The sequence below is a fragment of the Pseudonocardia sp. Ae331_Ps2 genome, from assembly GCF_001932405.1.
Lineage (GTDB): Bacteria > Actinomycetota > Actinomycetes > Mycobacteriales > Pseudonocardiaceae > Pseudonocardia.
The window spans coordinates 4,237,597-4,257,693 of sequence record NZ_MCIM01000001.1 but is presented as its reverse complement, the minus strand read 5'-3'; the positions used below and the strand labels follow the sequence as shown (position 1 = coordinate 4,257,693).

Here is a 20,097-nt window from a genome sequence, read left to right as displayed (position 1 = left end):
CGGTCCGGCCCGTCCGGGCCGCCGGTCACCCGCCGGCGAGCACCCGGCGCAGCGCCGCGGAGACCACCCGGATCTCCGCCACCAGGTCACCCGGCACCGGGGCGGAGACCCAGCGGGTGAAGGCCGTGCGGAACACCGCGACGCCCGCCTCGGCCGCCACGGTCGCACCCGGCTCGCCCACGCCCCGGTCACGCAGTCCCTCGGCGAGCACCCGCGTGACCGCCTCCATCTTCACCAGCTCCCGCTCGCGCAGCGAGACGTTCGCCATCAGCACCCCCTGCCGGCGCCGCGCGAACTCCCACCCCGGGTCGAACGCGCCGGCCGCGTGTTCCAGCGCGGCGCTCAGCGCACGCTCGGGTGGCACGTCCGGGCCCACGGCGGCCAGCCCCGCGGCGAACAGGGCCACGAACGACTCCCCCGAGTCCCCGCCGAACAGCACCTCCCGCTTGTCGGCGTAGTGCCGGAAGAACGTCCGCTTGGTGACCCCGGCCCGGGACGCGATGTCCTCCACCGTCGTGCCGTCGAAGCCGTGCTCCTCGAACAGGTCCAGGGCCGCTCCACGCAGCCGTCCGGCGGCGTCCGGCTCCCATCTGCCCATGCGCGCAGCCTACGTGATGACACCTCGTGTCATCCCGGTGTACGGTGATGTCATCAGGTGACATCACCTGGTCGTCATCACTCACGGAGGCACCACATGCGCATCCTCGTCACCGGGGCGACCGGCTGGATCGGCTCCGCCCTCGTTCCCGAGCTCCTCGGGGCGGGCCACCGCGTCGTCGGACTGTCCCGGTCCGACGCCGGCGCTGCCGCTCTCGACTCGGCGGGAGCCGAGGTCGTCCGGGGCGACCTGGACGACCTCGACCTGCTGTCCGCCACGGCCGCGCAGGTCGACGGCGTCGTCCACCTCGCCTTCAAGCACGACCTGGCCTTCGGTGGCGACTTCCCCGCCGCGGTCGCCGCGGACCGGGCGGCCGTCGCCGCACTCGCCGCACCGCTGAAGGGCACCGGCCGCCCGCTCGTCATCGCCTCCGGACTGGCCGGACACCATTCCGGCACGCCCGTCACCGAGGACGACCCGCCCGCCGCCGACAGCCCGGCGGCGCACCGCATGGCCACCGAGCGGGACGTCCTGGCCCTCGCCTCGGCGGACGTGCGCTCGACGAGCGTGCGGCTCGCCCCCACCGTGCACGGCGCGGGCGACACCGGCTTCGTGTCCGTGCTCGTCGAGACCGCACGCCGGACCGGGATCAGCGCCCAGGTCGGCGACGGGAGCACCCACTGGCCCGCCGTGCACGTCACCGACGCGGCACGGCTGTTCCGACTGGCCTGCGAGTCCGCCCCGGCCGCGACGGTGCTGCACGCCGCGGACGAGCAGGGCGTGCCGATGCGCGAGATCGCCGGCGCGATCGGCCGCGGGCTCGACGTGCCGGTGCGGGAGGTGCAGCCGGAGCACTTCGGCCACCTGGGCGCCTTCGCCGCGCTCGACATCGTCGCCCTCAGCGACCGGACCCGGGCGCTGCTCGGCTGGCGGCCGGAGGGGCCCACGCTCGTCGAGGACATCGAGCGGCACTACACCAGGGCCACCACGGCACAGCCGACGAGCTGAGGCACCGGCCAACGACGAACGGCCCCGCCCGGGATTCCCGGGCGGGGCCGTTCGTACGGTGCGGTGGATCAGTGGGCGGCGGGACCCCGGTGGTACTCGAACACCAGCCCGCCGACGGCGATCAGCACCAGCGTCATGCCGACGACGATCATCCAGGCGTACCAGAACGCCACACCCAGCGCGGCGAACGCCGCCGCGGCGGCCAGACCCAGGGGCCAGTAGCTGCCGGGCGAGAAGAAGCCCACCTCACCGGCGCCGTCGGACACCTCGGCCTCGGGGTTGTCCTCGGGACGCTCCTCCAGGCGGCGCGAGACGAACCGGAAGTACGTGCCGACGATCAGCGACAGACCCGCGGTCAGCCACAGCGCGGTCACGCCGACGACCTCACCGGCGATGAACATGTACGCCAGCGCGGCCAGGATGAAGAAGCCGGTGACGATCTCGAAGAGCCGGGACTCGATCTTCATGGGTGCGCGTCCTCCCTCAGCCCGTGACCTGCGCGGCGAGCTGGCCGCGGTCGGTCGAGAACGGCTGCGTGCTGATCGCCTCCGGCGCGCACCACTCGCCGCAGTTCAGCGCCTGCAGCGCCTCGCCGGTCGAGTAGGCCTGCCCGGTCTGCGGGTTGATCTCCTTGCGGAGCTGGATGTACCGGTCGAACAGCGCGGGCTCCAGGGCACGCACCTCGAAGTTCATCTGCGAGTGGTACGTGCCGCACAGCTCGGCGCAGCGACCGACGAACGCACCCTCACGGTCGATCCGGTCGATGATGTAGGTGTTGTCCTGCTCGTTCCGCTCCGGGAACGGGAAGACGTCGCGCTTGAAGAGGAACTCCGGCACGTAGAACGAGTGGATGACGTCGGGCGAGCGCTGCGTGAACTGGATCGACCGGTCGGTCGGGAGGACCATGATCGGGATCGTGTCGCTCGTGCCCAGCGTGCTCACCGGGCGTCCGCCCGGGCCGGCCTCGTCGGGGTAGGAGAACTCCCAGTTCCACTGGAACCCGACGATGTCGACCCGCAGGTCGGCCGGGCCACCCGCGGTCGGGTTCTCCTTGTCGACGAAGTTCTGCACGTTCACCGTGAAGCCGAAGAGCACGGCGACGATGACGGTCGGGATGGCGGTGAAGACGAGCTCGACCGGCAGGTTGTACTGCGTCTGGCGCGGCAGCGAGCCGTCGTCGTCCTTGCGCTTGCGGTGCAGGATCATCGCCCAGAACATCGCGCCCCAGGTGATGACACCGACGATCAGCGCCGCGATCGCGGACCAGGTCCACAGGTGGCGCATCGACTCGGCTTCGGGGGTCACCCCCTCGGGCCACCCGAACCGGATGACCTCCTGGACCGAGCAACCGGCCAGAGCCGGCGCCGCCAGCAGGCCGACCACGGCCACCTTCGCCGCCCGGGCGATCCGGGAGCGGCCTTCGGTTCGGGCCACTGCACGCCGCCTTCCTGTCGTCTCCTGCGTACGCCGCACTGCCAGCACGTTCTTCCTTGCTCCGCCGTCACGACACCGCGGCCGAAGGGGATCTTGTGCCACCCGTATGGAGCACCGTCTTCGACCTCGCGTAGAGCCTAGACGAACCCCGGTCGGGCCGCGCCCCCCGGGGGTTCCCGGCCGGCGAGTGAACGTCGTCACCGCCGCAGGGGAAACCGGCAGTCTCTCAGCGGGAAGACCGTTTCGCACCGGGGCGCGCGAGACCCGTCCGGCTGACTCGGCATACTGACCGGTGTGTGCGGACTGCTGGGATTGCTGACCGCCGGGGCGGACGCCGCGACCCGGGTCGAGCCGATCGCCGACGGGCTGCGCTGTGCGCGGCACCGGGGACCCGACGAGAGCGAGACGTGGAACGACCACGACCTCGTCCTGGGGTTCAACCGGCTGTCGATCATCGACGTCGACCATTCCCACCAACCCCTGCACTGGGGGCCGGTGCCGGGAGAGGACACCCGCTACACGATCGTCTTCAACGGCGAGATCTACAACTACCTCGAGCTCCGTGAGGAGCTGATCGAGACCTACGACGCGGCCTTCGCCACCGACGGCGACGGCGAGGTCATCGTCGCGGCGTTCCACTACTGGGGCCCCGACGCCGTCCAGCGCCTGCGCGGCATGTTCGCCTTCGCGATCTGGGACGTCGTGGAGCGCGAGCTGTTCCTGGCCCGCGACCCGTTCGGCATCAAGCCGCTGTTCCTGGCCACCACCCCGGTCGGCACCGCGTTCGCCAGCGAGAAGAAGTCGCTGCTGTCCCTGGCCGGTGAGCTCGAGATCGGGCTCGACCTGGAGCCGGCCGCGCTGCAGCACTACCTGACCCTGCAGTACGTGCCCGAGCCGATGTCGCTGCACCGGATGATCTCGCGCGTCGAGTCCGGCACGCACGTCACCGTGCGCCCCGGCGAGGAGCCGCTGCACCAGCGCTACTTCGCGCCGAAGTTCATCTCACTGCCCAGCCACGCCCCGGCCAGCGCCGAGGCGGAGGCGATCGTGCACGGCGAGATCGCCGACGTGCTGCGCGACTCGGTCGCCAAGCACATGCGGGCCGACGTCACCGTCGGCGCGTTCCTGTCCGGCGGGATCGACTCCACCGCCATCGCGGCGCTGGCCAAGGAGCACAACCCGAACCTGATCACCTTCACCACCGGGTTCGAGCGCGAGGGCTACTCCGAGGTCGACGTGGCCGCCGAGTCCGCCGCGGCGATCGGCGTGCGGCACGTGGTGCGCACCGTCAAGCCGGACGAGATGATGGAGGCCCTGCCGCTCATCATCTGGTACCTCGACGACCCGGTCGCCGACCCCGCGCTGGTCCCGCTGTGGTTCATCGCCCGCGAGGCCCGCCAGCACGTCAAGGTCGTCCTGTCCGGCGAGGGCGCCGACGAGCTGTTCGGCGGCTACTCGATCTACCGCGAGCCGCTGTCGCTGTCGCCGTTCGAGAAGGTCCCCGGCACGCTCAAGCCGCTCATGCGCCGGGCCTCGCGCAAGATGCCCGAGGGCATGCGGGGCAAGGACCTGCTGCGCCGCGGGTCGCTGTCGATGGAGCAGCGCTACTACGGCAACGCCCGCATCTTCCGTGACGACCAGCTCCACGAGGTCCTGCGCGGCTACGACCCGCGGGTGTCGCACCAGGACGTCACGGCGCCGCACTACTTCGCCAGCCACGACTGGGACCCGGTCGCCCGGATGCAGCACGTGGACCTGTTCACCTGGCTGCGTGGCGACATCCTGGTCAAGGCCGACAAGATGACGATGGCGCACTCGCTGGAGCTGCGGGTGCCGTTCCTCGACCCCGAGGTCTTCGACATCGCCTCGTCGCTGCCGCAGTCGCAGAAGATCACCCACGGCTCGAACGGCACCACGAAGTACGCGCTGCGCCGGGCCTGCGAGGGCATCATCCCGCCGCACGTGCTGAACCGGCCGAAGCTGGGCTTCCCGGTGCCGATCCGGCACTGGCTGCGCGACGAGATGTACGCCTGGGCGCGCGATATCCTGCAGAACTCCGGGGCCGGGCACCTGATCGACCTGCAGGCCGTGCACCGCATGCTCGACGCGCACCGCGAGGGCCCGGTCGACCACTCCCGCCGGATCTGGGCGGTGCTGGTCTTCCTGCTGTGGCACGGGATCTTCGTCGAGAAGCGGATCGTTCCCGAGGTCCCGACCCCGACCTACCCGGTCAAGATCTGAGCGGTCCCGCACGACGACGGGCCGGCACCCCTGGGGGTGCCGGCCCGTTCGGCCACTACGGCGGGGTCAGCCGGGCAGGACGGCCCGGATCTCGTCGGCGGCGGCGTCACCGAACGCGGCGCGCAGCCGGATGAGGGCAGCGTCGCGGTCCCAGGTCCACTCCTGCGGGCCGTCGGACTCCAGGACGTAGGTCGCGATGAGCGCGCCCAGCTGGGCCGAGCGCTCCAGCGACAGCCCGGCGCCGAGCGCGGTGAGGAACCCGGCGCGCCAGGCGTCACCGACGCCGGTCGGGTCGACCAGCTCGGTCGGCGGGACGACGTCGATCCGGGTCTCGGTGCCGTCGGCCTCGACGATCAGCGCACCCCGCTCGCCGAAGGTGGTGATCCGGGTGCCGACCTTGGCGCCGATCTCCTCGGCGGTCCAGCCGGTCTTCTTGAGCAGCAGCTCGAACTCGTAGTCGTTGGTGACCAGGTAGGTGGCGCCCTCGATGAGGCGCTTCACCTCGGGACCCTCCATGCGGGCCAGCTGCTGGGACGGGTCGGCGAGGAAGGGGTAGCCCTGGGCGCGGCACTCGTCGGTGTGGCGCAGCATCGCGTCGGGGTCGCTGGCGCCGATGAGCACCAGGTCGAACCCGCCGACGCGCTCGGCGATCGGGGCGAGCTCGATCTCCTTCGACTTGGCCATCGCGCCGGTGTAGAAGGACGCGATCTGCCGCATGTCGTCGTCGGTGGTGCAGACGAAGCGGGCGGTGTGGACGTCGTCGTGGGTGTGCACCCCGGAGGTGTCGACCCCCAGGTCGTCGAGCACCTTCCGGTACTCGGCGAAGTCGGCGCCGACGGCGCCGATCAGCACCGGGTTCTGGCCGAGCACACCGAGCGCGAAGGCGATGTTGCCGGCCACGCCGCCCCGGCGGATCGTCAGGTCGTCGACCAGGAAGCTGACCGAGATCCGGTCGAGCTGCTCGGCCAGGATCTGCTCGGAGAACTTCCCGGGGAAGTGCATGAGATTGTCGGAGGCGATCGACCCCGTCACGGCAATAGGCACACGGGGGAGCCTACGTCACCCGAGCCGAAGGGCCCCGCCGGAGATCACCGGCGGGGCCCTTCGGAGGTGCTGTCGTGCGACGTCAGTTGAAGCTGTCGCCACAGGCGCAGGAGCCGCCCGCGTTCGGGTTGTCGATCGTGAAGCCCTGCTTCTCGATGGTGTCGACGAAGTCGATCGTGGCGCCCTGCAGGTACGGGGCGCTCATCCGGTCGACGCCGACCTTGAGACCGTGGAAGTCACGGAAGAGGTCACCGTCGAGCGACCGGTCGTCGAAGAAGAGCTGGTAGCGCAGGCCGGCGCAGCCACCGGGCTGCACGGCGATGCGCAGGTGCATGTCGTCACGGCCCTCCTGCTCGAGCAGGGTGCGCGCCTTGACGGCAGCGGAGTCGGTCAGCTCCACGCCGTGCGTCTGCTCCGTGGTCGCGCCCGCGTTCACGGTGTTGTCAACGGTCATGACTCTCCCAACAACGTGCGTGGTCCGCCCTGTTCCCACCGGGCGTCGGAATCCATAGTACGACGTCCCGCAGGTCCGCATCCGCGCGGAGACCGTGCGATTCGTCGCCGGGAGGGTGACGGGGATCACCGACTCCAGCGCGGAGCGACACGTTCGGCCAGGTCGGCGAGGGTCCCGGCCGGGTCGGCCAGCGAGGCCTCCAGCCCGAACTCCTCGGCCACCCCGAACGCGGCGTCGACCCCCGCCGCGGCGGCCTCCCGGCGCCCGACGCTCACCTGACCGGCCAGCACCACGCACGGCGTGCCGCGCTCGGCCGCGCCCCGGGCGACCGCGGTGACGAGCTTGCCGCGCAGCGACTGCCAGTCGAAGCTGCCCTCCCCGGTCACCGCGACGTCGGCGGCGTCCAGCTCGGCGTCGAGCCCGACCAGGTCGCGGACCAGTCCGGCACCGGACTCGACCCGCGCGCCGAGGGCGAGCAGCGCGGCACCGAGACCGCCCGCGGCCCCTGCCGAGGGCAGGTCGCTCACGTCGCGCCCGGCCAGGCCGGCGAGCACCCCGGCAAACACGGTCAGCGCGCGGTCCAGCTCGGTGACCGCGGCGTCGTCGGCGCCCTTCTGCGGGCCGAACACCGCGGCGGCGCCGTGCGGTCCGAGCAGCGGGTTGTCGACGTCGCTCGCCGCGACCAGGGTCATCCCACCCAGGTCGGGTGTGCCGTCGAGGCGGGCACAGCAGTCCAGGGACGCGCCGCCGGGTGGGAGCGGGAGACCGTCCTCGTCGACGGGGACGGCGCCGAGGGCGGCCAGCAGGCCGGCGCCGCCGTCGGTGGTGGCGGACCCGCCCAGCCCCACGACGGCGGTGGTGACCCCGGCGTCCCGGGCGGCGGCGAGCAGCTCCCCCACGCCGGAGGTCGTCGCGGTGCGGGCGACCCCGGGGATCCGGTCCTCGCGCGGGACGTGGTGCAGGCCGCACGCCGAGGCGCACTCCAGGTAGGCCGTGTCCCCGACGCGCAGCCAGGACCCGGTCACCGGGTCGCCGAGCGGACCGGTGACCTCCTGCTCGTGCAGGGTCCCGCCGAGCGCGGTGTGCAGCACCTCCGCGAAGCCGGTGCCGCCGTCGGCGAGAGGGACGATCGCGACGTCGGCGCCGGGCACCCCGCGACGCCAGCCCGCGGCGATCGCCTCGGCCGCCTCCCGTGCGCTCAGCGTTCCGCCGAACGAGTCGGGAGCCACCACGATGCGCATGCGGGGCAGGCTAGCGGCGGCCCGTATTGTGGGCTCCTGTGAGGTTCCTGCGCCGCTCCGAGAGTTCCGACCAGGCCGGTCAGACGGCCGTCGAGTCCCCGGCGGACACGGACGCTGCGGAGACGGAGGACGAGGGCGCGACCCGCTCGCGTCCCCGCACCACCCCCGGCAAGGGCCGGGCGACGCCGAAGCGCCGTGACGCCGAAGGCAGGCGGCGCGGCCCCGCGCCGCCCCCGCCGCGCACCCAGCGGGAGGCCGCGAAGCTGGCCCGCGCCACCCGGCCGTCGAAGGACGAGCGCCGGGCGAAGGCGCTGGAGCGCCGCAAGCGGATGGACGCCGGTGACGACCGCGTGCTGCTCCCCCGTGACCGCGGCAAGGTGCGGGCGTACGTGCGTGACATCGTCGACTCGCGCCCGCACGTCATCGGGCTGTTCCTGCCGCTGGCCGCGCTCGTGCTGGTCGCGGCGCTGATCCAGAACCCGATGATCCAGCAGTACGTCACGCTGTTCACGTTCCTGATGCTGATCGTGATGGTCGTCGAGGGCACGCTGCTGGGCATGCAGGTCCTGAAGAAGGCCCGCGCGAAGTTCCCCGACGAGGAGATCAAGGGCCTCGGCACCGGGTGGTACGCGTTCTCCCGCGCCACCCAGCCGCGACGGATGCGGGTGCCCAAGCCGCGCGTCAAGCGCGGCGACACGGTCTGACACCGTCCCGGCGGGCCCCTGCTCTCAGAGCACGAGCGGCCCGCCGGGCAGGTCCAGCACGGCCTGCAGCGACGGCGTCTCCCCCGCGACGACCTCGGCCTCCCCGCCCGCGCCGAGCGCGTCGAGCAGCGCGGTCACCCGCTCCGGCTCGGGGTGGGTCAGGCGCAGCGTCCGCAGGCTCGCCGGGACCGGGAGGTCGGCGGCCGGGTGCCGGGTGGTGCCCCAGTCGATGAGGAACGGCAGCACCCCGCCCGCGTCGTCGGGCGGGAACGCGAGCCGCCACGCCAGGAGCGTGCCGTCCGGGCGTCTGCGGGACATGTCCCGGGCCGGTCCCGGGTCGTGCCCGGCGGCGCGGGCCGCGGCGAGCGCGGCGTCGAGGTCCTCGACGCGCACCGCCCAGGTCACCAGGGCGGGCGCGGTCAGGGTGTCGATCCGGAACGGGCGCGGTGCGCCCGGCTCGTCCTGGGCGGGGTCGGGGCCCACGACCTCCAGGTAGCGGCCCGGCCCGATCCCGGCCAGCCGGTTGCGGGTGCCGACACCGACGTGCGGTCCGCCCTCGATCGTGTGGAGATGACGTCCGGCCAGGTCAGCGGCGGTGTCGTCGACGTCGGGGGTGGCCAGGACCAGATGATCGAGCACCTTCGCGACGCTACCGGGGACCGGTAGGACACGATGTGCGGCGTGACTCCTCCCGTCGAACTGCGGACACTCGTCCTCGGGGGCACGCGCTCCGGCAAGTCGCGGCACGCCGAGGAACTGCTCGAGGGGCTGCCCTGCGACGCGGCGGTCCGCTACCTGGCGACCGGTCGGCGGATCCCCGGCGACACCGACTGGGACGCGCGCATCGCCGCGCACGCCGCCCGGCGCCCCGCGCACTGGACCACCGAGGAGGTCGTCGGCACCGAGCTGGCCACCGCGCTCGCCCGGCCCGGCCCGGTGCTGGTCGACGACCTGGCGACCTGGCTGACCGGTGTCCTGGACGACGCCGGCGCCTGGGCCGCCCCGGTCGTGCCCGCCGGCGTCGACGCCGCCGTCGACGGGCTGGTCTCCGCGGTCGCCGCCGCGCCCGGGCCGCTGGTGCTGGTGTCCGCCGAGACCGGGCTGGGCGTCGTGCCGGACACCCGTGCCGGGCGGCTGTTCCGCGACCGCCTCGGCGAGCTGAACGCCGCCGTCGCGCGGGTGTGTGACGACGTCGTGCTGGTGGTGGCGGGGCGGGCGCTCGCGCTGCCCCCGGGTGGCACCGCCGGGACTCCGGCCGTCGCTCCGGCTCCGGTCACCGAAGTCCCGGCAGCAGAGACCCCGGAGCCCGAGGTCCCCGCTGCCGGGATCGCCGCGACGGAGGTCGCGGATCCCGCCGGGGACGTCGCCGGCACCCCGGCCGGGGTGCCGGGTGCGGTCGTCCCCGCGACCGGAGCCGCCGCGGGCGCCGTCGCCGGGGCCGCGCCGACGCCCGACTCGGTGTCGGAGTCCGACGTCGAGATCGTCCCGGTCACCGTCGGGCGGCCGGACTCCCGCAGCCGCCGCGAGGCCGTCGCGCTGGTGGACGGGCTCGCGATGCCCACCGGTGGGCTCGGCAGGCTCGGTGAGCTGGGTGTGTGGCTGGCCTCCTGCCAGGGCGTCTGCCCGCCGCAGGCCCCGGTGCGCGCCCGGGTGCTGCTGCTCGCCGCCGACCACGGCATCGCCGCGAACGGTGTCTCGGCCTACCCGCCCGAGGTGTCCGCGGTGCGGGCGACCGCCGCCGCGGCCGGACGGCTGCCGGTGACCGTCGCCGCGCGGGCCGCCGGGGCGACCGTGCGGGTCGTCGACGTCGGGCTGGTGTCCGGGGCCGAGGGTGCCGAACCGGGCTGGCTGGTCGCCCACGGCACCGGCCGGATCGACCGCGAGGACGCCCTCGACGGTGAGCGCGCCACCACCGCGTGGCTGACCGGGCGCCGGCTGGCCGACGCCGAGATCGACGCCGGGGCGGACCTGCTGATCCCGGCGACGCTCGCCGTCGGCGTCACGACCCCGGCCGCGACGCTGGTCGCGGCCGTGACCGGGGCCGAGCCGGTCGCCGTCGTGGGGCGGGCGTCGGGGATCGACGACCGCGCCTGGATGCGCAAGGCCGTCGCGATCCGCGACGCGCTGCGCCGGGCCCGTCCGCACCTGCGCGATCCGCTGGCGCTGCTGCGCACCGTGGGCGGCACGGACCTGATCGTGCTCGCCGGGTTCCTCGCCCGGGCCGCGGAGCGGAAGGTGCCCGCGGTGCTCGACGGTCTGGCGGTCGGCGCGGCGGCGCTGCTGGCCGACGAGCTGGCCCCCGGGGCGAAGGACTGGTGGGTCGCGGCGCAGCCGTCGACCGAGCCGGCCGCGACGCTCGTCCTGGAGCACCTGTCGCTGGTGCCGCTGCTGGACCTGGCGGTGCGCACCGAGGACGGCACCGCCGCGGTGACGGCGCTGCCGCTGCTGGTGACCGCGGCGCGGCTGCTCGCCGAGACCGGGACGGCGCGCGACACCGGCGTCGTGCCGGGCGACGTGACCGCGGCGGCCGGCGCCGGGCGGTGAGCGGACCCCGGCCGGGCCCCCTCGCCGGGCTCGCGCTGGCGGTCAGCTGGCTGACCGTCGTGCCGGCCCGGGTGCGCACCGCCGACGACGGCGCGCTGCCCGACGGCGTCGCCGCGGCCGCGCTGCGCTGGGCGCCGCTGGTCGGTGCCGGGCTCGGCGTCGCGGGCGGGGCGCTGCTCACCGGTCTGGTCGCGGCCGGGGTGTCCCCACTGGTCGCGGGCCTGCTCACGGTCGGGGCGGGTGCCCTGGCGACGCGCGGGATGCACGTCGACGGCATCGCCGACACCTCTGACGGTCTGGGCAGCTACGGACCGCCGGAGCGGGCGCTGCGGATCATGGCCGACGGCGGGGCGGGGCCGTTCGCCGTCGTCACGCTGCTGGTGGTGCTGGGCGCCCGCGCCGCGGCACTCGCCCAGCTGGTGGCCGCGCCACCGGTCGTCGTGCTGGTGGTCTGTGCGCTGGCCGCGGCGACCGGGCGCGCCGGGTTCTGCTGGGTCGCGCGCCGCGGCACGCCCGCCGCGCGCCCGGGTGGTCTCGGTGCGACGGTCGCCGGGTCACAGCCGGTGTGGGTGGCGCCGCTGTGGTGGGCCGGGCTGGCCTCGGCCGCCACCGTGACGCTGGCCGCGACGGGTCCGGCGGGCACCGTCGTGACGACGGCGGCCGTGGTGGGGGCGGTCCTGCTCGCGGCGCTGCTGGTGGTGGGGCTGGCCCACCACACCCGGCGCCGGTTCGGCGGGATGAGCGGCGACGTGCTGGGCGCGGCCTGCGAGGTGGGCGGCACCGCCGTCCTCGTCGGGCTGGCGGCCGCGCTCCCGGGCTGACGGGCCGCCGAGCGGGTCACCGCGGTTCCCCGAACCAGCGGCCGAGGGCGACGTCGAGGGTCGAGGGGTCGCCGGCCCAGCAGACGTAGCCGTCGGGCCGGACCAGCAGGGCGTCGGTGTCGGCGCCCCGGCCGGCGCGCTGGATCCGGCCGCTCCAGCGGCGCTCCTGCTCGCCGTAGTGGCCCCGGGGATCGACGAGCACACCACGACCGGCGCGCAGGAGCTCGTGGAGCCGGGCCGGACCGAGGTCGACGTCGGGGGCGGGACGACCGACCAGCGGGTGCTCTCCCACGCCGGGCATCGGATAGCGGACGGTCCGGCCGGAGAGCGTCTCGGTCAGCCTCCGACGCACCTCAGGCAGCGCGGCCAGCTCGACGACGAGGTCCCGGGCCGCCGTGACGCCGGGGGTTCCGGTGCCGGCCCAGTCCATCAGCAGGCTCTGGGCCGCGACGTTGCGCAGGACCGCGGCGCCGACCGGGTGGCGCTCGTCGTGGTAGGTGTCGAGCAGTCCGGGCCCGGCCCAGCCGTGCACGGCGGCGCCGAGCTTCCACCCGAGGTTCATCGCGTCCTGGATGCCGGTGTTCATGCCCTGGGCGCCGAGGGGCAGGTGGACGTGGGCGGCGTCGCCGGCCAGGAACACCCGTCCGTGCCGGTAGCGGGCGGCCTGGCGGGCGGCGTCGGTGATCCGGTAGGCGTAGCTGGTCTCCAGCAGCTCCACGGCCGTCCCGTACACCGCCCGCAGGCCGTCGCGGATCTCCTCCTCGGTGACGGGGACGTCGCGGGGCCGCGAGCGTGGCCCGCCCAGGGCCAGGCGGTGCAGTGGGCGCCCCTGCCGGTCGGTGCCGAGGGGGAAGATCTCGGTCCAGGTCCCGTCGTCGCCACGGGTGTGGGTGACGAGCTGGTACTCACCGCTGAGCCGGACGTCGGCAGCGACGACGGTCACCGTCCCCGGAGTGCCGGGGAACCGCTCGTCGAGAAGGGAGCGCACGGTGCTGCGTCCGCCGTCGGCGGCGACGAGCCAGCGTGCGCGCAGTGTGGTGCCGTCGGCGCAGAGGGCGGTGACCGCGTCGTCGTCCTGGGTGAGCGCCGTCAGCTCGCACGCGCGCCGGGCACGTACGCCGTGCGTGGCGAGGTGCCCCTCCAGCAGCTTCTCGATCTCCACCTGCGGCGCGGTACGCCACGCCAGCCGCTCATCGGGGTCGTCGAGCCGGATGCCGGCGAAGTGGGCCGGGACCGGCCGGGCGAAGTCCTGGGCGAGCAGGAGCTCCAGCAGGCCTCGCTGGTCGAGCGCCTCCTGGGTGCGGGGCTGGATCCCCCCGGCCTTGGACAGCGTACTGCGCTCGGCCAACCGGTCGACCAGGACGAACGGCACCTGGGCGAGGCGCAGCTCCTCGGCCAGTACGAGACCGGTGGGCCCGGCCCCCACCACGAGTACCTCGGTGTCCACGGGGTCTGTCATCGGAAGCTCCTCGGGTCGGTGTGTCCGCGTCGAGCCGACTGTTCACCGTGTTCGGTGATCACCGCCGCTGAACCGCACGGATCCGGCGGATTCCGGCGCCGTAGGCTCCGAGGTGATGGATGACGACTTCGACGAGATCGACCGTCGGCTGGCGCACGCGCTGGCGCTCGACGGCCGGGCCCCGTTCAGCCTCATCGCGGAGGTGGCGGAGGTCTCCGAGCGGACGGTCGCCCGGCGCTACACCCGGCTGCGCTCGACCGGAACGATCCGGGTCGTGGGCCGCCCGGCCGCCGTCGCGACCGGCGCCGTGGAGTGGTTCCTGCGCGTGCGCTGTGCGCCGTCCGCCGCCGTCGCCGTCGCGGAGGCACTCGCGCGGCGACCGGACACCTCGTGGGTGATGCTCACCTCGGGCGGTACCGAGATCGTGTGCGCAGTGCGCGCCGAACACGACACGGACAGCGAGACGTTGCTGCTCGACCGGCTCCCCCGCACGTCACGGGTGGAGGCCGTGAGCGCGCACTCGGTGCTGCACACCTTCTACGGCGGCGCGGAGAGCCCGGTGGCCAAGCTCGGGCCGCTCGACGCGGCTGCCGCCGCCCGCCTGCGACCCGCACCGCCGGACGGACCGGGCGGGCCCGTCCGCCTCGACGACGGCGACCGCGAGCTCGTCGCCGCACTGGCCGACGACGGACGCAGCACCTACGAGCAGCTGGCCGCACGCACCGGCTGGTCCGCCTCGACCGTGCGTCGCAGGCTGCACGAGCTACGTCGCCGCGGAGCGGTTCATGTCGATCTCGATGTCGACCCGCGCCTGTTCGGCCGCGGTGTGCGCACCCTGTGCTGGTTCTCGGTGCCGCCGGCAGACCTCGCTCCCGTCGGCGAGGCCCTCGCCGGGCACGCCGAGGTCGCCTTCGCCGCCGCCACCACGGGCCCGACGAACCTGTGCGCCACGGTGCTCTGCGCCGACCAGCGGGGGGTCTACCGATATCTGACCGAGCAGGTCGCGACGCTGCCGTCCGTCGCCCACGTCGAGACGGCGCCGGTGATCCGGATCGTCAAGGAGGTCGGCGGCGGAACCGTGCCACGGGCACGGCCCCGCCACTAGACCGCGCCGCCCGACTGCGCGTCTCAGACCGACGCGGAGGCCGGCACCAGCGTGTGCATCCAGCCGTGCGGGTCCGGGGCCGCACCCCGCTGGATCGCGGTCAGCGCGTCACGCAGCTGCAGGGTGACCGGGCCGGGCTCACCGTTGCCGATGGCCACCTCGCCGCCGCTGTGCTTGACCGTCCCGATCGGGGTGATCACCGCGGCGGTGCCACAGCCGAACGCCTCGGTCAGCACGCCGCTCGCGGCACCACCGAGCCACTCCTGGCCGGAGATGCGGCGCTCGACCACGGACATCCCGAGGTCCTCCGCCACGGTGATCAGCGAGTCCCGGGTGATGCCGGCGAGCACCGAGCCGCGCAGGTCCGGCGTCGCGATCTCGACCGAGCCGTCGTCGCCGCGGAAGACGAAGAACAGGTTGTTCGAGCCCATCTCGTCGATCCACTGGCGCTCCTCGGCGTCGAGGTAGGCGACCTGGGCGCAGCCGTGCTGGGCGCCGACCGACTGCGGCAGCAGCGACGCCGCGTAGTTCCCGCCGCACTTGGCGGTGCCGGTGCCGCCGAGCGCGGCGCGGGTGTACTCGGTCTCCAGCCACACGTCCATCGGCTGGACCCCACCGGCGAAGTACGGCCCGGCGGGCGAGGCGATGACCGCGTAGAGGTACTCCGACGACGGCCGCACCCCCAGCCCGACCTCGGTCGCGATCATGAAGGGCCGCAGGTAGAGCGAGTCCTCGCCGCCCGCCTCGGGCACCCACTCGGAGTCCACGGCGAGCAGCTCGGACAGCGAGGCGAGGAACAGCTCCTCGGGGAGCTCTGCCATCGCGAGCCGGCGCGCGGAGCCGGCGAACCGGGCGGCGTTGGCGTCGGGGCGGAACGAGGCGATCGAGCCGTCGGGCTGGCGGTAGGCCTTGAGCCCCTCGAAGATCTCCTGCCCGTAGTGCAGGACCATCGACGACGGGTCCAGTGTCAGCGGGCCGTAGGGCACGACCGCCGGGTCGTGCCAGCCGGTCCCGGCGGTCCACCGGATCGTCACCATGTGGTCGGTCATGTACCGGCCGAAACCAGGGGCGGCCAGTACGTCGGCGCGCCGCTGGGGGGACGCCGGGGCGGGGTTGCGGGTCACGGAGAACTTCGGCGCGCTCATGACACGAACGGTATCGCCGGCGTCCATCCGGCAGACAGTCGGATTCCCGACCATCGGAACGGGTCACCGCACGTGCGAGGGCACCAGGGGCGGCTTCACGACCTCCACCGGCAGCGCACGGCCCCGGACGTCGATCACCAGCGTGTCCCCGACGGCCACCTGCGGTGCGGTGTCGACCAGGGCCAGCGCGATGCCGGTGCGCAACGTCGGCGAGAACGTCCCGGAGGTGACGACGCCGACCGGGTTGCCGCCCTCGCCGTCCAGGACGGTCATGCCCGCCCGCGGGACACCGCGCCCGGTCGCCCGCAGCGCACGTAGCCGCCGCGCCGGGCCCGCCGCGCGCTCGGCCAGCAGCGCGTCGCGGCCCCAGAACGCGGGCTTGTCCCAGCCGACCGCCCAGCCGCTCCCGGCCTGGACCGGGCTGATCTCGGTGGACAGCTCGTGGCCGTGCAGCGGGTAGCCCATCTCGGTGCGCAGGGTGTCCCGCGCGGCGAGCCCGCAGGGCCCGCCGCCGACCGCGCGGACGGCGTCGAGCAGGGCGTCCCACATCGCGGGGGCGGCCCCGGCGGCGAGGACGACCTCGTAGCCGAGCTCGCCGGTGTAGCCGGTGCGGCAGATCCGCACGCCGCCGTCGCCCAGGCCGCCCTCGATGTCGGTGAAGGCCATGTAGTCCAGCCCGGCGACGGCGTCGCCCGCGGCACCGAGCGCCGCGACCAGCGCCTCGCGGGACCGGGGGCCCTGCACCGCGAGCACCGCGAGCTCGCGGTGCCGGTCGGTGATCACGACCCCGGGCGGGGCGTCGGCGGCGAGCGCGGAGACGATCCGGGTGGAGTTCGCGGCGTTCGGGACGAGCAGCAGGTCGTCGTCGGCCGCCAGGTACACGATCATGTCGTCCTCGACGCCGCCGCGGGCGTCGCAGGCCAGGGTGTACTGGGCCCGGCCCGGGCCGATGCGGCCGAGGTCGTTGGTGAGGCAGGCGTTCAGGTGCGCGGCCGCCCCCGGCCCGGTGACCGGGACGGTCCCGAGGTGGCTGACGTCGAACAGTCCCGCCGTCTCCCGGACCGAGGTGTGCTCGGCGACGGTGCCGCCCGGGTAGGAGATCGGCATCGACCATCCCCCGAACTCGCCGAGGGTGGCGTCGAGGGCGACGTGCCGGTCGTGCAGTGGGCTGGGCAGGAGCTCGTCGGTCACGCGCCCGACCCTATCGGCCTCAGGCCGCCTGCTCCTCGGGATCGGTGCGGCGCACGGGTTCCTCGTCCGCGGCACGAGCACGGGAGCGCGCGGTGACCGCGCAGAGCAGCCAGCCCGCGGCGAGCGCCCCGACGGTCGCGAGCAGCGGCCACAGCGGCATCGCCGCGGCGACGACCAGGCACCCCACCCCACCGGCGACGGCGACGACCGCCGCCCGCACCGGGCGCCCCGGCAGCCGGAGCACCGCGGCGTGCACCACCGCGTGGTGGACCAGGGCCGCGACCACGGTGACCACGATCGCCGTCGTCGCGGACAGCAGCAGGGTCATCGCCAGGGTCAGCGCCCCCAGCGTCAGGTCGGCCACCCACGGCGTGCCACGCGACCCGCCCCGCCCCAGGAACGCGGGCAGCTCCCCCTCGCGGGACAGCCGGGCGGCCCCGGCCGCGGCCCGCGAGAGCGCACCGAGCAGCGCGGCGATCGTGGCGGCGGCGGCCCCGATCCGCACCAGCACCCCGACCTGGGCGCTGCTGCTGGTGTCCATCAGTGCGGCCAGCGGAGCCGACGCCGACGCCAGCCCGGACGCCCCGAGCCCGCGCAGCAGCGCCGCCGACAGCAGGAGCAGCAGCAGCGTCGTGATCATGACCGCGAGCGCGGGGGCCCGGCGGATCGCCCGCACCGGGTCCCGCAGGCTGCCACCGAGCTCGGCGACGCGCGACAGACCGGTGAAGGCGAGGAAGACGAACCCGGCGGCCGCGAGCACCCCGAGCGGGCCCGGTTCGATCGCGGCCTGCAGCGTGGCGACGGCCGGGTCGTCGGGCGTCCCGGCGCCGTCGCCGGCGATGCCGGCCCCGGTCGCCGCGGCGGGCATCGCCGAGGACAGCACCGCCTGCGGCCCCTCCGAGCTCAGGCCCACCGCGATCGCGACGGTCAGGGCGAGCAGCGTGCCCACCACCAGACCGCGCGCGGCGCCGTGCGAGATCCGCACCCCGAAGGCGTTCACCGCGACGACGGCGAGCACCGCCACCACCGCGATCGTCACCGGCTGGGTCGGCAGCACGTAGGCGCCGAACACCAGTGCCGCCGCCGACCCGGCGGCGACCCGCGAGGTCACCCGCGCGACCGCCCCGAGCCGCAGCGCCGGGGCGGGCAGGTCACCGCGGGCCAGCACCGGACCGGCCGGGCGGGCGAGCGACAGGTGCGCGGTCGAGGCGACCACGCCGAGCGCGAGCAGCGCGGCGAGCAGCACCCCGAGCGGGAACCAGGTGCCCGCCGACGCCGCAGCGGGCCCGAGCGCGGCGTACAGCCCGGTACCGAACGTCGCCGCGAGGGCGACGACGACCGCGGTCACGGTCGGCATCCGGTACGGGGGGCGAGGCACCCGTTCACCTTCCCATCCACCCCTGTGCCGCGCGGCGCCGCGGGGGTGTCATTACCATCTCGGTCCGGTCTCGTCGTCCCGCCCGCCACCCGGCTCCCCACCCGCCCGGCGCACAGGACACGCGCACCGGCCACGCAGGGTGAGATCGGGCGAGGCGGAACCACTCGTCCGATACCCACCGTTCCCGTCCGACCCGAGGAGTGCCACCCGTGCCGATCGACGTCCCGACCCTCCCCCAGACCGCCGCGCACAGCGGTGCCGAGACGGAGGCGGTCGTCGACGCCGTCGTGGTCGGTCTGTACGCCCCCGCGGCCGACGCCGCCGACGGCACCGGCCCGGCCCTGGCCGCGGGCGCCGACGGCGTCGACGCCGCGTTCTCCGGGGAGCTGCTGGAGCTGCTCACCACCGTCGGCGCGACCGGCAAGGCCGAGCAGGTCGTCTCGCTGCCGACCCGCGGGGCGCTGTCCGCGCCACGGCTGGTCGCGGTCGGTCTGGGCCGCCCGGCCGAGGGACCGAAGGCGTCCGAGGCGGTCCGGCGCGGCGCCGGTGCCGCCGCCCGCGCGCTGGCCGGGACCGGCTCGGCGCTGAGCACGCTGTCCGCGGTCGACGCCGAGGCCGCGGTCGTCGGCGCCGTCCTGGGCGGCTACCGCTTCGACCGGCACCGGACCTCGACCGACGCCGCGGCCGCCCCGGTCGGCAGCTGGTCGTTCACCGGCACCGACGACCGGTCCGTGCAGCGGGCGACGCTGGTCGCCGAGGCCGTCGTCACCGCGCGGGACCTGGTCAACACCGCGCCGAACGTGCTGGTCCCGGAGACCTTCGCGGCGCACGCGGTCGCCCTCGGCGAGCGTGCCGGCCTGGTCACCGAGGTCCTCGACGACGCGCAGCTGCGGGAGAACGGCTACGGCGGCATCACCGGCGTCGGGAAGGGGTCGGCGAACCCGCCGCGGCTGGTCCGCCTGACCTGGAACGGCGGCGCCGCCCCGTCGAAGCGGGTCGCGCTCGTCGGCAAGGGCATCACCTTCGACACCGGCGGCATCTCGCTCAAGCCCAACGCCGGCATGGCCGACATGACCTCGGACATGGGCGGGGCGGCCGCGGTCGTCGCGACCGTCGTGCTGGCCGCGAAGCTGGAGCTGCCGGTCACCGTGACCGCGACCGTGCCGATGGCGGAGAACATGCCGTCGTCGACGGCGTACAAGCCCGGCGACGTGCTGACCATGTTCGGCGGCACCACCGTCGAGGTGCTCAACACCGACGCCGAGGGGCGGCTGATCCTCGCCGACGCGATCGTCCGCGCCGCCCAGGACGACCCCGACTACCTGGTGGAGACCTCGACGCTGACCGGCGCGCAGCTGGTCGCGCTCGGCATGCGCACCGCCGGGGTGATGGGGTCGGACGAGCTGCGCGACCGGGTCGCCGCGCACGGTGCCGCCACCGGCGAGGACGCCTGGGCGATGCCGCTGCCGGAGTACCTGCGCAGCGACCTGGACTCGCGGGTGGCCGACATCAGCAACGTCAGCGGGCAGCGGTTCGCCGGGATGCTGCTGGCCGGGGTGTTCCTCAAGGAGTTCGTGCCCGCCGGGCTGCCGTGGGCGCACATCGACATCGCCGGGCCGTCGTTCAACACCGGCGGGCCGCGCGGCTACACGACCAAGGGCGGCACCGGTGTCCCGGTGCGCACCCTGCTGGCGTTCCTGGAGGACGTGGCAGCGAACGGCTGACCGGCC

18 protein-coding genes are annotated in these 20,097 nt (G+C 74.7%); 7 read left to right on the top strand and 11 right to left on the bottom strand.

The genetic code is table 11. The annotated features are described in order from the left end of the window. Window positions 1–25 precede the first annotated feature (25 nt). Window positions 26–598, bottom strand: a complete 573-nt coding sequence (locus Ae331Ps2_RS20380; protein ID WP_020628299.1) for a TetR family transcriptional regulator — start codon at window positions 596–598, stop codon at window positions 26–28. Between the two features lie 96 nt (window positions 599–694). Here Ae331Ps2_RS20380 and Ae331Ps2_RS20375 point away from each other — a divergent pair, with 96 nt between their 5' ends. Further along, on the top strand, window positions 695–1,606 hold the full coding sequence (locus Ae331Ps2_RS20375) for an SDR family oxidoreductase (RefSeq protein ID WP_075307047.1): 912 nt from the start codon (window positions 695–697) through the stop codon (window positions 1,604–1,606). 68 nt (window positions 1,607–1,674) lie between these two features. On the opposite strand, the gene Ae331Ps2_RS20370 is transcribed toward Ae331Ps2_RS20375, so the two are convergent. Together Ae331Ps2_RS20370 and Ae331Ps2_RS20365 are read right to left on the bottom strand one after the other, a co-directional pair. Then, on the bottom strand, window positions 1,675–2,073 hold the full coding sequence (locus Ae331Ps2_RS20370) for a cytochrome c oxidase subunit 4 (protein ID WP_020628301.1): 399 nt from the start codon (window positions 2,071–2,073) through the stop codon (window positions 1,675–1,677). A 16-nt stretch (window positions 2,074–2,089) separates the two neighbouring features. Continuing rightward, window positions 2,090–3,040, bottom strand: a complete 951-nt coding sequence (locus Ae331Ps2_RS20365) for a cytochrome c oxidase subunit II (protein WP_020628302.1) — start codon at window positions 3,038–3,040, stop codon at window positions 2,090–2,092. Window positions 3,041–3,334: 294 nt separating this feature from the next. Between Ae331Ps2_RS20365 and asnB the strand changes: the two genes are divergently transcribed. Next, window positions 3,335–5,281, top strand: coding sequence for an asparagine synthase (glutamine-hydrolyzing) (gene asnB, locus Ae331Ps2_RS20360; protein ID WP_075307049.1), 1,947 nt, complete (start codon window positions 3,335–3,337; stop codon window positions 5,279–5,281). Between the two features lie 66 nt (window positions 5,282–5,347). Here the strand turns inward: asnB and Ae331Ps2_RS20355 are convergent, their stop codons facing one another. The 3 genes from Ae331Ps2_RS20355 to Ae331Ps2_RS20345 all read right to left on the bottom strand — a co-directional run bounded on the left by Ae331Ps2_RS20355 (window position 5,348) and on the right by Ae331Ps2_RS20345 (window position 8,020). Next, window positions 5,348–6,283 carry a carbohydrate kinase family protein gene (locus Ae331Ps2_RS20355; protein WP_139319023.1) on the bottom strand — a complete coding sequence of 312 codons (936 nt, stop codon included), beginning with the start codon at window positions 6,281–6,283 and terminating at the stop codon, window positions 5,348–5,350. Between the two features lie 124 nt (window positions 6,284–6,407). Next, window positions 6,408–6,779, bottom strand: coding sequence for an iron-sulfur cluster assembly accessory protein (locus Ae331Ps2_RS20350; protein WP_020628305.1), 372 nt, complete (start codon window positions 6,777–6,779; stop codon window positions 6,408–6,410). A gap of 125 nt (window positions 6,780–6,904) precedes the next feature. Then, window positions 6,905–8,020, bottom strand: coding sequence for a glycerate kinase (locus Ae331Ps2_RS20345; protein WP_075307053.1), 1,116 nt, complete (start codon window positions 8,018–8,020; stop codon window positions 6,905–6,907). Between the two features lie 38 nt (window positions 8,021–8,058). Here Ae331Ps2_RS20345 and Ae331Ps2_RS20340 point away from each other — a divergent pair, with 38 nt between their 5' ends. Then, window positions 8,059–8,724, top strand: a complete 666-nt coding sequence (locus Ae331Ps2_RS20340; protein ID WP_020628307.1) for a DUF3043 domain-containing protein — start codon at window positions 8,059–8,061, stop codon at window positions 8,722–8,724. Between the two features lie 24 nt (window positions 8,725–8,748). On the opposite strand, the gene Ae331Ps2_RS20335 is transcribed toward Ae331Ps2_RS20340, so the two are convergent. Further along, complete coding sequence (locus Ae331Ps2_RS20335; RefSeq protein WP_075307055.1) at window positions 8,749–9,363, bottom strand: VOC family protein; 615 nt, start codon at window positions 9,361–9,363, stop codon at window positions 8,749–8,751. A 42-nt stretch (window positions 9,364–9,405) separates the two neighbouring features. Here Ae331Ps2_RS20335 and Ae331Ps2_RS32615 point away from each other — a divergent pair, with 42 nt between their 5' ends. Next, the gene (locus Ae331Ps2_RS32615) at window positions 9,406–11,268 is read left to right on the top strand and encodes a bifunctional adenosylcobinamide kinase/adenosylcobinamide-phosphate guanylyltransferase (RefSeq protein WP_170918288.1); all 1,863 of its coding nucleotides are present in this window, start codon (window positions 9,406–9,408) and stop codon (window positions 11,266–11,268) included. Then, window positions 11,265–12,089 carry an adenosylcobinamide-GDP ribazoletransferase gene (locus tag Ae331Ps2_RS20325; RefSeq protein WP_075307057.1) on the top strand — a complete coding sequence of 275 codons (825 nt, stop codon included), beginning with the start codon at window positions 11,265–11,267 and terminating at the stop codon, window positions 12,087–12,089. Before Ae331Ps2_RS32615 ends, Ae331Ps2_RS20325 begins: the two co-directional genes overlap by 4 nt. 16 nt (window positions 12,090–12,105) lie before the next feature. On the opposite strand, the gene Ae331Ps2_RS20320 is transcribed toward Ae331Ps2_RS20325, so the two are convergent. Further along, on the bottom strand, window positions 12,106–13,548 hold the full coding sequence (locus Ae331Ps2_RS20320; RefSeq protein WP_233147585.1) for an FAD-dependent monooxygenase: 1,443 nt from the start codon (window positions 13,546–13,548) through the stop codon (window positions 12,106–12,108). A gap of 115 nt (window positions 13,549–13,663) precedes the next feature. Here Ae331Ps2_RS20320 and Ae331Ps2_RS20315 point away from each other — a divergent pair, with 115 nt between their 5' ends. After that, window positions 13,664–14,653, top strand: coding sequence for an Lrp/AsnC family transcriptional regulator (locus Ae331Ps2_RS20315; protein ID WP_075307061.1), 990 nt, complete (start codon window positions 13,664–13,666; stop codon window positions 14,651–14,653). A gap of 23 nt (window positions 14,654–14,676) precedes the next feature. Here the strand turns inward: Ae331Ps2_RS20315 and Ae331Ps2_RS20310 are convergent, their stop codons facing one another. The 3 genes from Ae331Ps2_RS20310 to Ae331Ps2_RS20300 form a co-directional block, all read right to left on the bottom strand. After that, window positions 14,677–15,798, bottom strand: coding sequence for a branched-chain amino acid aminotransferase (locus Ae331Ps2_RS20310; RefSeq protein ID WP_075307063.1), 1,122 nt, complete (start codon window positions 15,796–15,798; stop codon window positions 14,677–14,679). 63 nt (window positions 15,799–15,861) lie between these two features. After that, entirely contained in the window at window positions 15,862–16,989 is a 1,128-nt protein-coding gene (gene gcvT / locus Ae331Ps2_RS20305) for a glycine cleavage system aminomethyltransferase GcvT (protein WP_020623028.1), read from the bottom strand. A 19-nt stretch (window positions 16,990–17,008) separates the two neighbouring features. Continuing rightward, window positions 17,009–18,367 (bottom strand): amino acid permease, encoded by a 1,359-nt coding sequence (locus Ae331Ps2_RS20300; protein ID WP_139318758.1) that lies wholly within the window; start codon window positions 18,365–18,367, stop codon window positions 17,009–17,011. 215 nt (window positions 18,368–18,582) lie between these two features. Here Ae331Ps2_RS20300 and Ae331Ps2_RS20295 point away from each other — a divergent pair, with 215 nt between their 5' ends. Then, window positions 18,583–20,091, top strand: coding sequence for a leucyl aminopeptidase (locus Ae331Ps2_RS20295; protein ID WP_075311985.1), 1,509 nt, complete (start codon window positions 18,583–18,585; stop codon window positions 20,089–20,091). The last annotated feature ends 6 nt before the right edge of the window (window positions 20,092–20,097 follow it).

Bases quoted from the DNA above. Each gene is read 5' to 3' on its own strand.
- Ae331Ps2_RS20380 (WP_020628299.1), bottom strand. From the start codon at position 598: ATGGGCAGATGGGAGCCGGACGCCGCCGGACGGCTGCGTGGAGCGGCC.
- Ae331Ps2_RS20375 (WP_075307047.1), top strand. From the start codon at position 695: ATGCGCATCCTCGTCACCGGGGCGACCGGCTGGATCGGCTCCGCCCTC.
- Ae331Ps2_RS20370 (WP_020628301.1), bottom strand. From the start codon at position 2,073: ATGAAGATCGAGTCCCGGCTCTTCGAGATCGTCACCGGCTTCTTCATC.
- Ae331Ps2_RS20355 (WP_139319023.1), bottom strand. From the start codon at position 6,283: ATGCACTTCCCCGGGAAGTTCTCCGAGCAGATCCTGGCCGAGCAGCTC.
- Ae331Ps2_RS20350 (WP_020628305.1), bottom strand. From the start codon at position 6,779: ATGACCGTTGACAACACCGTGAACGCGGGCGCGACCACGGAGCAGACG.
- Ae331Ps2_RS20345 (WP_075307053.1), bottom strand. From the start codon at position 8,020: ATGCGCATCGTGGTGGCTCCCGACTCGTTCGGCGGAACGCTGAGCGCA.
- Ae331Ps2_RS20320 (WP_233147585.1), bottom strand. From the start codon at position 13,548: ATGACAGACCCCGTGGACACCGAGGTACTCGTGGTGGGGGCCGGGCCC.
- Ae331Ps2_RS20315 (WP_075307061.1), top strand. From the start codon at position 13,664: ATGGATGACGACTTCGACGAGATCGACCGTCGGCTGGCGCACGCGCTG.
- Ae331Ps2_RS20310 (WP_075307063.1), bottom strand. From the start codon at position 15,798: ATGAGCGCGCCGAAGTTCTCCGTGACCCGCAACCCCGCCCCGGCGTCC.